The sequence below is a fragment of the Sphingobacterium paludis genome (assembly GCF_004364125.1).
GTDB lineage: Bacteria > Bacteroidota > Bacteroidia > Sphingobacteriales > Sphingobacteriaceae > Sphingobacterium > Sphingobacterium paludis.
This window is the reverse complement of record NZ_SNZV01000003.1, coordinates 346,531-359,054: the sequence shown is the minus strand read 5'-3', so window position 1 is coordinate 359,054 and position 12,524 is coordinate 346,531. Positions and strand designations below refer to the sequence as shown.

The window sequence follows — 12,524 nt, the reverse complement described above, 5'->3', positions numbered from 1 at the left end:
ATGTGTTTTACGCGGTTAGGCAGGAACGGCTTGTTTATGCAATATATCTTTCACTTTTCTATATACAATTTCTCGCTTTTTGTCCTCGTCAAAATTATACACACAGAAATCTTCCCCGTTAGCCTCTATGGCCACCTGGGAACAGCCCCCGTTACACAAAGGAAGGATACCACAGCTATGGCAGGGTTTATTCCGAAGTTTGATATCCATTCTGCTGTGAAATTTCTCATTCCAGATAATATTTCCTTCATCATTCAAAATGCCTTCTCTGCTCGTCTCGTTAAAGTCGCGCGCTGTGCACTTGAACACATTCCCATCATAGTTTATTGTCGCGTGGTTTTTCTTATCCGCATAGCAGGAACCAACAAGGTTGTTGGGAATATTTCCGTCTCGTGTTGTGATCCCTCGTTCGCGGAAGTAGTTGATCAGATAGTCCAGCCTATCGGTCAGGTCCGTAGCCGTTTCTTGCCACACCTGATGGAAAGAGATATCAAAATACTTCCGCTCTTCGCTGCTCATATCGTGAAGATCATCGTAAATCTCTTCAATACCGTCCAGATTTGATTTGGTAAAATTTATCCGTGCAGTGACCGGAAGCGCATGACGAACGAGCAATTTCATATTGTTCAGAATATCGTCATACGACCCCCGTGCTTTGGAAACAAAACGTACCGTATCATGTACAAAACGGTTGCCGTCCAAGGTAATCTGAAAATGCCCGAGATTGTATTTTTTGAAGTAATGGATCATATCCTCTCGGAGTAGGAATCCATTTGTGGTGATATTCTGATCGAAAAATATATCCCTCTCGGCACAAAACTCACCGAGCTTTTCCATCATAGGGATCATCAATTTGTCGAAGTAGAGCAGCGGTTCGCCACCGAACCAACCGATTGTCAATTGCCGTATACGATCATTTTCATTAAAGATATTGATGACGTGATTGTAGATATTCTCTACGGTGTTTTCATCCATTTTCGATGCTTTGATATGCGATTCGTAGCAATACCAGCATTTAAAATTACAGTTCATCGTGGGGTTGATGATCAGGTAATAGCGGCTATCATCGTTGTCGATGGTGTTCATGATCTTCCTGACTTGCTCGACCTCGTCGAACCCACTGTCAACGATAAAGCGATTTTTTTCAAGATGATCGTAAAACGTCTCGTGATACGCTTTTAGCGCAGCTACCTCTTCATTTTCTACCGCAGCCTGGTATAAATTTTCCAGCAAGGGGTCCATCAGCACAAGTCTGCTCGTCAAGGTATTAAAAAGGACGGTGTTACTATCATACTTCAGGAAGTAGTTAAATTGACTGTTTTTCATGGTCGTGATTTGGTTGTAAAAATCATCGGGAGAAGATACGTTCTCCCGATGATGGAAAGAAAGCTGTAGGGAAATTAGGTTGTACTACCGCCGCAGTTCGCTACGGTGTTTGTCGGGCAGCCGCTGTTTTTAACATTGCAAGGCACATTGATGTCGTCGATAGGCAGAAGGCTATCGGCATTGCCTGCTGCCCCGGTGAAACCACCTGTTAATGCCGCACCATCTTGCTCGGAGATTGGTTGTAATTCCTCTTTAAGCACATCTAATACTTTCTTTTTGATTTCTTTTTGATTACCCATTTTTTTAAGTTTTAAGTTATTCATTATTCTCTACTCTATTTAGGGTTTTCGAGATCCCCCATAACTATAGTTAATTCATCCTATTTCGTTCCGTCGTATTGCCGGATTGTACTTTTTTGACATTCACCTTTTTGCCCAAACTGAAATTGTAGATCAAGTTGACCGAAAAGCGCCTCGTCAGGTATTTCTGATAAGCCTGTAGCTGCAAATTTTCGGTAACACTGTTATAGTCCATGCGGTCGTTATTGAAGATGTCTGTAATAAGGCCGCGCACTTGTAATTTTTTGTTGAAAAAGGCTTTGCTGATGGCAAAATCAACGGAATAGTTTGGCACATAAACGAGGTTTGCGATGATATACCGCGATTGATAATACCCACTAAGCTCAATCGTGAGGTCGTTTTTGAAGTTAAAAAGCTGCGTGCTCTTTCCTTCGAAGATTGTGCGGTTATTACGTAGCCCCGCGTACTCCAATTGATGACGGTAAACAAGAGCATTGTTAGTCATGCTCCACCATTTTGTTACGGTTATTGGAGCGAAAATATTGACTCCATACATATATCCGCGATCTAAGTTTTGCCAACGGTATCGGCTAATGAGGCCATTTGACGGCTCGTCACTCAGTAGCGACCCGAACGTCCCATCCAGGAGTGATGTAAAGAACGTAAGATCATATTGCTTGTAAAGCTGATACGACAGGTTGATGGCATTGGTGTATTGCGGTTTAAGACCCGGATTTCCTAAAACATAGGTGTAATCATCCGTTCGCCATTCAAAAGGGTTAAGGATGTTAAACGTGGGTCGTTCCAAACGTCTATTATAGCGCAGCGCCAAGGAGTGATTTTGATGGAGATCGTATTTAACATACATAGAAGGAAATAGACCCAAATAATCTCGGTTGAATGTAGACAGGCCTACAGAGTTTCCTTCAGAACGCGTCTTTTCTACACGAAGACCCGCTTGGAAAGCAAATTTATCCAACGAAAACCCGTATTGCCCATACGCCGCAAATATCTCTTCCTGGTAATCAAACGTATTGCTTCTTTCCTCGTCTTTCACATACCCATCATTGTCCCAATATTCATAAAGGACATCATTTACAGTATTCGTCTTGGTATATTTTAGCCCGGCTTTCAACTGTCCGCGGCCCCCTATTTTCTTGGCAAAGTCGGCGGATACATTATAGTTCTCGATATCAGTTGGTATAGCATTTCGGTAAAGGGAGTCAAATAGAAAATTGTTCCCCTGATCGGTATATCGGGATAGAAAATTAGCGCCCGACGTTCTCGACAGACTGGTATAGTCGCCGATGAAAATAAGCGTAGTGCCTAGCGTATCCATCTTCCAATCGTAATTGAAAGAAACATTATTAAAGCGATTCCTATTGTCGGTATTGAAATCACCCGAGATAGTATTGAACCGGTTGTTGCGCAAATCGTTTAATACTGCGCTGGACTGTGTTTGGCTTTTCGCGTCATTAAAACTGCCGTTGTATTCCAGCCCCACGGTATGCGCATCATTGATGGCATAGTTGGTGCCCAAGCGCACATTATGCGCTCTGTTTTTATATGCGGTCTCACTATCCGTTTGGTAGGTGCTTTGGTCAGCAAAACGCCGGTCTCCGAAAGTGGCATCGGCTTCTCGCTGCGTATAGTTATAGCTGCCATAGGCTTGCAATTTCTCGCCGCCGTAGTTCAACTGTGTATTTCCGTTGTAGCTTGGCCAAATCGGTGTTGTTGCGCCGAGACCGATGGTGCCGTTCCACCCTGATTTTGTACCCTTTTTTAACTTTATGTCCAGAAGGCCACCACTGCCTTCCGCTTCATATTCTGCCCCTGGATTTGGAACAACTTCAATGGAGGCAATGTCTTCCGAGCGGAGCGTAGCGAGGTAATTTTGGAGCTGATCTCCGCTAAGCCTCAATAGTCGGCCGTTCACCATCACCTTGGTTGATGTGTTTCCGTTGATGCTGATCTGGCTACCCTTGACCATTACGCCGGGAGCATATTTTAATAGCTCGAAAGTCGAACGTCCTGACGAAAGAATACTTTCACCAACGTTCAAGACATAACGGTCTACTAAACGGCTTACCAATGGTTTCTTATGGGTTACCGTGATTTCTTCGAGTAAGGTGCCCTCTAGCTCCAAATACAGATCTTGCAGAATGGTGTCCTTTAGGATCTGAAGGCTTCTTTCCAAAGGTTTATAACCGACCATACTGATCTGGAGGACGTAGGCACCGTTAGGTACTTTGTCAAAGGTAAATTCACCGCTCTCATTGCTTACCATCCCTAGGTCCTGACGTCCCGCCGTTGGCGCCTCTGCTGATAAGCGCACAGACGCAAAAGCGATGTCTTGTGCATGTAAACTAAGCACTTTCCCCCGCACTCGGCTCTCTTGCGCTAGACTACACTTCTCAGTGACAAGGAAAATAAAAAAGAGTGCTAGTAAACGCTTCATCAATATCAGATTTAAGTATCTCGGTAACGTATTTCAAAGAAATAGGTAAAAGCAATTTGAGGGTATATTTTTAGACGAACGGACTTTTATTTTCGATGAAATACAAAACGATGGGGGTTATGTACAGCCTCTAAAAGCGAAAAAGGCTGACCGGCAAAAACCGATACAACCTTTTTCATTTGCTTTTCCATTTACTGATTGAATACTATGGTTCCCGAAACGGTTTCGCTCACAGTGCCCGTCGTTGTTCGCCCGAAAGCATTTTTGCTACCTGTTTCTTTAGTCAATTTTACGACGATCTTCTTTTTCAAGTTTAGTTTGGTGTTCATAATAAAAGGGGTTAGATAAGTACTACCCCTAAACTACCAGACGTAAAGACCCGGGAGGCTTTTTTTCGACTAAAGGCCCTTTTTTTTCGATGAAATGGCTAAAACAATTCTTTGAAATGAGATTTAACAGAATCCCAATAAGTGGCACCGATAGAGATTCTAGGTTCTTTTGGTAAAATTGTTTCGATCTGTAAATCTTGAATAGAACGGATTGCCGATAACTTGACAATGCATGAGCGGTTAACCCGCAGGAATGTTGGCGTTGGCAAAAGCTCCTCCAGTTTTGACATGGTGACATGTACAATGACACGGGAGTCGAGCATAACAAACTCCATGTAGTCTGCCATCGCTTTCACCATGACAATATCTTTCAGGTAAATTTGTACCAATCGTTTTCCTTCTTTAACCCAAATGCTGTCCATATCGACATGTGCTTGGTCGGGCTTTGTGTTGAATTGCTGGCTGTTTTTGAAGCGTATATGCGCCTTGTTCACTGCTTTTAGGAAACGGTCAAACGGAATGGGTTTCAATAAGTAGTCGGTAGCGTCTAGCGCATACCCATCTATCGCATACTCCGGATAGGCTGTGGTAAAGATCACCTGAGCACCTCGTCGTTCCATCATAGAAAGCATCTCTACGCCGGTCATTTCGGGCATCTGGATATCCAAGAATATCAAATCTGGGTTGGCAGTATTGATAAATTCCAGCGCAGAAATAGCATTATCGCAACAGCCGATCACTTCGATAAATGAAACGCGTGCTGCCAGCTTCTTTAGAATTTCTTGTGCAATAGGTTCGTCGTCAACAATCAATACGTTCATATAAGCTCTTTTAGATGTTAATCACTTTCTTTCTGACTACCTAAGATCCAAAACAAGTTCTACGGAATATTCCGTATCTGTTTCCCGGCTTGATAGTGTATGCTTTTCGGGGTACTCCAATTCTAAGCGGCGCCGCACATTGATCAAGCCAATGCCGCCCTCGTGCGTATGGCGAAGCACCCTCCGTTCGTCCTCTTTTTTATCTTTCGGAACGATTACCGGCTTACTATTTCGAACGATAAACTTGAGCAAACCATCCTTTTCGACAAGAGAAGCTGTAACCCATGATGTTGATGCACTGGCATTCACGCCGTGTTTAAAAGCATTTTCTATAAAATTAATGAGCAGTAGCGGCCGAATTTTCAGCTCCGATTCCGATACATGATGAAAGTCGACTTCTAGGTTAAGCTTTTCGGGTTTATGCCTAATTTTCTCCAGATTGATGTAGTCTGTCAGAAAACCCACTTCTTCTTTCAACAAAATCCAGTCTTTTTTTGATCCTGTAATAGAAAAACGCAGTAAATCGGAAAGCCTAGTTATGGAGTTGGCCGCCAACTCGTTGTCGATAACCATGCCGTAGATATTATTTAGCGTATTGAACAGAAAATGGGGTTGGATCTGCATTTTTAGGAAGTGAAGTTCCATAAGATTGCGTTCTTTCTGTGCGGATAACTTTTCACGCTGGCTCTTATAAAAGTCTAATGCTGTTTTTAATAAAATGGTGGCAAAATTGTAAAAGAATATCGTGGTGAAGGCCCAGATCATGGGGCCGTACGAGAACAGGTCGCTCCACGAGCGGACGCCATAAAAGTTGAGTTTAGCGAGGTAGGCTTTGTTGTCCGGGTAGGCCATCTGGGAAATCCATAGCGGGACGGTAGCCAAATAGATGCTGCTTATGTAGCCAGAAACAACTGCCAAAAATAGCAACAGCCATTTTTTCCGCCGGATTAATGGGAGGATTATGATAAAAAAGAAGTAATGGTTCAGGATGATCGCGACCAGAAATGTCGCATTAGAGAGCAGGCTGATTCGGCTGAATGACGTGGTATTGAATAAAGGGAGGTGGTTAAAAAAACAAAGAAAAATAAATACACATCCCCAAAAAAGCAGGTGAATGCTTATCCGAATTTGGGGTTTGGTATATAGTAATGACAGTTCGTTATTTGTGATCATGGCGATACATCAGCTGATTGTATATTTTTTCACCGTATTTGTAAAGCGTAAACTCGAGTAATCGTTGGTTACTGCTAAACCAGCGATTGATACTCATATGGATATAACTGGAAAGATTTTCTAGCGGTAAGTCCAAGGGTGCTAATGCCGTGTTCCGTTTGGTCAAGATAGCGGAGGTTTGCTCCGTGCCGCCCAAGATGTCTTTCCAATCCTGCTCCTCTGCCCGAAATCGATCATCAATCTGTCGATTTGTTTCTTTGTCAAATTCGTAAGAAAAAGCTTTTGCCATCTTAGCACAGAAGTTTCGACGATCTTCCATAGCGAGACCAAACAAAAGTAACCAATTGTCTATATTTTGCAAACAGCCATAAAACCGTGCCCGATCATCTTCGAAGATATCTTCTTCTTGCAAAATGGCTAAAAAAGCTACAGAATCATGAAAGAAGGCCTGCTCACTAGCCAACATGGCGCTGCTGCTATACCGATCAATTTCGCGCTGGTAGGTATCTAACTGCACTTTCCACACCATTCTTGTCGACAGATAGGGTGCCAACAGGCTGTCAAGCTCTTGCAATATTTGCCCGGATGATACAGCCGCTACCCCGGCAGGAAGATGCAAACGCAGACGGATATGGTAATGTGGATCATTATAGCGGATAAAAAAGAATTGATCTACCTTTCGACTGACCAATAGCGAGTCGGTAAGTGTTTGAATGACCTTAACCAGCAGCTGATCCGAAACATAAGCGCCGCAATAAATCTTGACATACATCCATTCGCTACCTGGAAAAAAAACGCGTTGTATGCTTTCGTCTTCGCTATCTGCATGATAGCTGTTAACCGGGCTCTTTTCTGGCCGGCTTAACGGCAAAATGAACTGTTGCACATAGTTGTTTGATGACGCTGTATTGGGTTCGTCCAAGAGCCATTCAGCAAGTTTGGCCGCGGACTGTGGCTTAAGCTCATGTAGTAATAGCGCGAGATACTCCTCATTGTCCGTATCGATAAAAAGTTCGTTGTCGCCTTCCACCAAGCAAATAAATCGTGGAAGTTTCCACAGCGTCAGCGCTTCCTTTAGCCGTGCAAATGGATTATCGGCACGCTTGATGTTTTTTATTTCATCGGCCTTGATTTGCCAGGTAGCTTTTTGCAGCACAACATTTCCAACCGTCATGCGCGGGATAAACCGCAACCAATTAGACCAATTTCCCCAATGAAGGTGCAGACCGATTTTTTGTTGATGCTGGATCGATGCTAAAAAACGGTAGAGAGGAACCTCACTCAACATATAGTTATGGGCATGTGTAAGGTAGGGCTTTACTTCCTTGTTTAAGCTTTTGGAAAATAGGCATAATCGATCCCTCTTTACAGAAATATAAAGATCGTCAACGGCGATATTTTTCCCTTCTTGACCGGAAAGGTAAGTAAGGTAAGGTATTTTATATGCCAAAATATCGTTGTTTCTTGCAATATTCGCCGTCCGCCCCTCCGGTGAGAACAGGATTTCGGCATGTATCTGGGCGGTGTCCGTCCCGGCCGCGGAAATATCGCTACACAGGGCAGTAATTTCATCGTTCATATAGCCGAAACGTCCCAAAAGCGAGAGTCCATTCGCCCCGCCAACACTCTGAAGCAGCAGCTGATTGTTTGCCAAAAATAGCCCCATAACAGCGATCTGTTGTGGTAATTTCGGAAGTTGGCTTTCAAATTGTTCCAACGCCGCGGGCGAAAGTCTAATTTCCGTTTCGCCATTTTCCAAGGCGTTTCTAAGCTGCTCCTGTAGCCAAATTTCGATCGCGCCGAGCGATTTTTCTGGAAGTGGCCGTTCCTTCCCCCCAGATTTGGACAAACTGTCTGCCATCTCATTAAACGCTGCCGTGCCCAACGCTGCTTGCGCAGGAAAGCCAATACCAAGTTCCACGTCTATAGCTTCCATCAAAGGAACAGATTGATCACCATACTTTTCGACAAAAAGTTGTTTAAACCTTGCTATTCTGCGTTCGTGGCTCGATTCTGAAGGTGTTAATTTCGCCAAAACAGCCATGGCCTGTTGGATATTTTTAACGATCGTTGGGGAAATGTCTGTTGTTGCGGCTGGATGAGACAAGTCAACTTGGAATAGGTTTTTCGTTTCTGTCGTGATAGCTAATTCTTGCAGGGACTGTAAGCATGCGTCGATGTCGTGGGACGGAATTTTTCCAAGTGGATAATCGGCCAGTTTTTCCATGGTCTCTTGACATAGCTGCAGGAACAATAGGTATGGATGCGCGGCACCGGAAGATACTTTATCCACGGCGAGGAGGAACGCTTGTAGTTTTGAGATTGGATCTTTACTCGTTAAAATCGACATAACATCAGCAACGAAAAAATCCGCACGAATAAGTTCGTCTGTGTAGGCTTTACGCTCAGCTAACGAATAGCGATCATCAAGGAAATGAATAAGATCAGTTTGTGTGCATGGCTGTTTTTTAACGCTGGCTAATAGCTTATCAAGCAGATCATCTCGCTGAAAGGAGGCTATTTGGTAGTTCAATTGTCCATTTGTCACTTGTGTCTCCAAATAACGATAAGCATCTCCAACCAAATAAACAGAGTTGTTAACTTGATAACGCAAGATTGGCCGTAAGCTTTCGTTGTTCGCTATCGATCGAAGCAGTTGAAACAGCACCTGCATATCCAGGCGTACATGTCGATTTTTATGTGAAGTAACCGCTTGATTTCCATCCCCTAAGTGTACCACATTGCAGCCAGCATAGGTTCCATAAGGAGTAGATCGCGAACAAGCACGCACGACATACTTTTTTAAACTATGAAGGATTCTTGCTTGTTTGTTTGGTGGGATCTTATTTTGTCGCAAACGAATGGCCTGATCGAAGAGATCTGGCGAAGCCCAATGCAGGCTCTCCATAAAGACATCATCGCTTAACTTTTCGACAACGAGCTCCTGCAGGGAACGCGTGGTTCCTTGCGGTTCAAATAAGGTATCATATGTAAAAATAGGACGCCTAAGTAATAACCTTCCGAAATCTTTAAACACAAACCATTGTTTTCTTGAACATTAACTACTGCAGGATGCTACCAAAAATGCGGTAGAAAATACTTTTTTCGTTGAGTAGTATCTCGCCACTGCCCTCCATTAAGGGGAGTATGGGTATTTCTCTTCCCCGTGAAGTTAATAGTTTATTGTGGATTAAAGAAATAGTCGCTTGATGTTTATCATCAGTCTGTATAGGCAGGATGGACTCGATGATGCCGTCCAGAAAGCCATACTCGGCATCTGGGTAATCATGCAGGGCGATACGTACCTGCTGCCCAGGTTGCACATTCCCTGCTCCTTTGTTTGGATAATTGATTTTCATATGAAACCCTGTGGCTATGGGAACCACCCAGATTGTTTCTTCTAAAAGACCGTCTGTATTTCGACTGCTTACCCTATAAATCGAACCCGTCATCGGCGTGGTTACGGGAGATATTTTATTCTCGGATTTTTCTATTCTTAACAGCAATGTGTCGCCAGGTTTTACCCGATCTCCTTCCTTGACCAGAAATTTGTATTCTTCATTCGCGCTTTCTCTGCGTACAGTGACTTTCCCGGGTTGTTCCTTCGCTTGGATGACTACTGTGCCGACAATAGAATCCGGAAAGCGCACGAAGCCGGATATAAATAAGCTAATGGTAGCGACCCCGAACAATACGGTTATACCCCAACGTACGATCCATGGCGGAATGCGACCAACGATTTCGTCCATCTCGTTGCTGACGCTTTCTAATGCTTGCGTTAATCTTGGCATACTCTGTTTTTTTAAGCGGCGCCCAATTCCAATTGATTTTTCACTAATTCAAAATAATACGCCCTATTTTTCACTAATTCCTCGTGGGTTCCTTGTTCCACGATTTCACCCTTATGCATCACAATGATTTGATCGGCGTTTTTCACCGTGCTTAAACGATGTGCAATTACAAAAACGGTTTTTCCCTTGTAAAACTCATCCAGGTTTTCCATAATGATCTTTTCATTGTTTGCATCAAGCGCACTTGTGGCTTCATCAAAAAATAAAAACTTGGGGTCCTTATAGACTGCACGCGCGATAAACAATCGTTGCTTTTGTCCGCCGCTTAACCCCGAACCCGAATTTCCTATGCGGGTAGAAAAACCTAACGGCAAACGCGCGATATCCTCCTCTAAATTGGCTAGCCGGACGGCATCGTAAAACTGCTCTTCCTTAATCCGGTCGCCATCGACAGCAATATTTCGCGTGATAGAGTCCGAAAAAACAAAACCTTCTTGCATAACGGTTCCGCAATTGTTTCGCCAGAGCTGTGCCGATATATCTTGTAAGTTCACCCCATCGACGTAGATATTTCCCATCGTGATTGGGTAGAACTTCAGAAGAAGTTTCATCAATGTCGTCTTTCCGCTTCCACTCGCTCCAACGACCGCTGTTATTTTACCTTTCGGAATATGCATAGAGAGGTTTTTTAGAATCATCGGACTTTTCGGCGATCCATATTGAAAGGAAAGATTCGAAATCGTAATCCCTCCCTTTTCATCTCTAATATTTTTTAAGAAACGGGAATGGTTCAAGAAAAGCGCTTCGGATTTCTCTTGCGGCATGCGTGGAAAATTATTCTCATTATATCCTATCAGGTCGTCTTCCGAATCTTCCTCTGGCCTTTCATGTATCTCTCCCAAACGATCTAAGCTTATTTTCGCATCTTGAATGCCTTTGATAAATTGGATAATCTGGTTTAACGGGCTGTTCATCTGGCCAATAATGTAGGATATACTCAGCATCACGCCGAGAGAAATTTCCTGATTGATAACAAGCATTGCAGCAGCGTAACTGATGATGATATTCTTTAGCTGGGTAAAGAAGGTGGCGCCTATCTCTTGATATTGCTCTAGTGCAAGACTTTGTATATTTACTTTAAAAAGCTTAGCCTGAACACGCTCCCATTCCCATCGTCTTGTCTTTTGACTGTTATAAAGTTTTATTTCTTGCATGCCTGTTATAATCTCGAACAGGCTGTTTTGATTCTCTCGAGAGCGCTGAAATCTACTGTAATCTATATCGCGGCGTCTGCGTAAAAAGATGGATATCCACAGTATAGAGAGGGCACTACCAATCGCGAAAATAAACAGCAACTGCGGGTTATACATCGCTAGAATAACCGAAAACACAATTAAATTGATAACGGAAAACAATGTGCTAAGCGTTGAACCCGTAAGAAAGGTCTCTATACGATGATGGTCATTGATTCGTTGGGTGATGTCACCCACATTTTTTGATTCGAAGAAATTAATGGGCAACTTCATCAGCTTGATCAAAAAATTGGAAATAATCGTGATGCTTATGCGTGTGCTAACATGGAGCAGCACCCAATTTCTGATCAAATCGACCGCTATCCCGCCCATGAACAACAAAAGCTGTGATAGTAAGATGAGATGTATAAAGTCTATTTTCTTTCTCATCACCCCGAAGTCAACCAAACTTTGCGTTAAAAATGGAAAGCACATACTAATCAGGCTGGCGAGCAACATGCCCAGAATCAATTGCGTAAAGTATTGCTTATACGGTTTCAGGTAAGAGATCAAAAAGCGAAATCCCTTGTTCTTTTTCGCATGTTCCTCTTGGTCCTCATAAAAAGATGGTGTAGGCTCTAACAATAATGCTACCCCTTTGTTGTCGGCGCTTAGCCAGCAACTCTCAAAAACTTTTCGCTCTAGCCGAATAAGATTATGCCCCGGGTCGCCCAGCACTAACTTTTCGGTTTTTCGGAATAGATTCTTTTTTTCAACGTCGTAAAGAACAACAAAATGCTCTTGGTTCCAATGGAGCACACAGGGTAAAGGTACTTGCTCCGATAGTTGTTCAAAGCTTAATTTTGCAATGATTGTTTTAAATCCTATTTTTTCGGCAGCCTCACTCAGTCCAAGCATGCTTACGCCGTTCTTCGTAATATAGGAATTGGCTCGCAGGTAATCTAAATCATACTCCTTTCCGTGGTAAGCGGATACCATGCGCAAGCAAGTTGGACCACAATCCATATAGTCCAATTGCTTGTAAAACTTAAATTTGCTTCTAAAGATGCTCATAAAAAGTCTGGTTACTGAAGG

General features: G+C 43.2%; 9 protein-coding genes. All 9 read right to left on the bottom strand.

The features are described 5' to 3' along the window. Positions 1-15: 15 nt before the first annotated feature. Positions 16-1,326 (bottom strand): radical SAM/SPASM domain-containing protein, encoded by a 1,311-nt coding sequence (locus tag B0I21_RS07685; RefSeq protein WP_133639883.1) that lies wholly within the window; start codon positions 1,324-1,326, stop codon positions 16-18. A gap of 74 nt (positions 1,327-1,400) precedes the next feature. Continuing rightward, positions 1,401-1,625 (bottom strand): hypothetical protein, encoded by a 225-nt coding sequence (locus B0I21_RS07680; RefSeq protein ID WP_133639882.1) that lies wholly within the window; start codon positions 1,623-1,625, stop codon positions 1,401-1,403. Positions 1,626-1,695: 70 nt separating this feature from the next. Continuing rightward, on the bottom strand, positions 1,696-4,083 hold the full coding sequence (locus B0I21_RS07675) for an outer membrane beta-barrel family protein (protein WP_133639881.1): 2,388 nt from the start codon (positions 4,081-4,083) through the stop codon (positions 1,696-1,698). Positions 4,084-4,274: 191 nt separating this feature from the next. Further along, complete coding sequence (locus tag B0I21_RS20085) at positions 4,275-4,412, bottom strand: hypothetical protein (protein ID WP_166637805.1); 138 nt, start codon at positions 4,410-4,412, stop codon at positions 4,275-4,277. Positions 4,413-4,510: 98 nt separating this feature from the next. Continuing rightward, positions 4,511-5,233, bottom strand: coding sequence for a LytR/AlgR family response regulator transcription factor (locus tag B0I21_RS07670; RefSeq protein WP_133639880.1), 723 nt, complete (start codon positions 5,231-5,233; stop codon positions 4,511-4,513). Positions 5,234-5,269: 36 nt separating this feature from the next. Beyond that, on the bottom strand, positions 5,270-6,406 hold the full coding sequence (locus tag B0I21_RS07665) for a sensor histidine kinase (RefSeq protein ID WP_133639879.1): 1,137 nt from the start codon (positions 6,404-6,406) through the stop codon (positions 5,270-5,272). Continuing rightward, positions 6,393-9,443 (bottom strand): lantibiotic dehydratase, encoded by a 3,051-nt coding sequence (locus tag B0I21_RS07660; protein ID WP_133639878.1) that lies wholly within the window; start codon positions 9,441-9,443, stop codon positions 6,393-6,395. The genes B0I21_RS07665 and B0I21_RS07660 overlap by 14 nt, the downstream gene beginning before the upstream one ends. Before the next feature lie 25 nt (positions 9,444-9,468). After that, complete coding sequence (locus tag B0I21_RS07655; RefSeq protein ID WP_133639877.1) at positions 9,469-10,197, bottom strand: phosphohexomutase domain-containing protein; 729 nt, start codon at positions 10,195-10,197, stop codon at positions 9,469-9,471. Between the two features lie 11 nt (positions 10,198-10,208). Further along, positions 10,209-12,503 carry a peptidase domain-containing ABC transporter gene (locus B0I21_RS07650; RefSeq protein WP_133639876.1) on the bottom strand — a complete coding sequence of 765 codons (2,295 nt, stop codon included), beginning with the start codon at positions 12,501-12,503 and terminating at the stop codon, positions 10,209-10,211. Positions 12,504-12,524 lie beyond the last annotated feature (21 nt).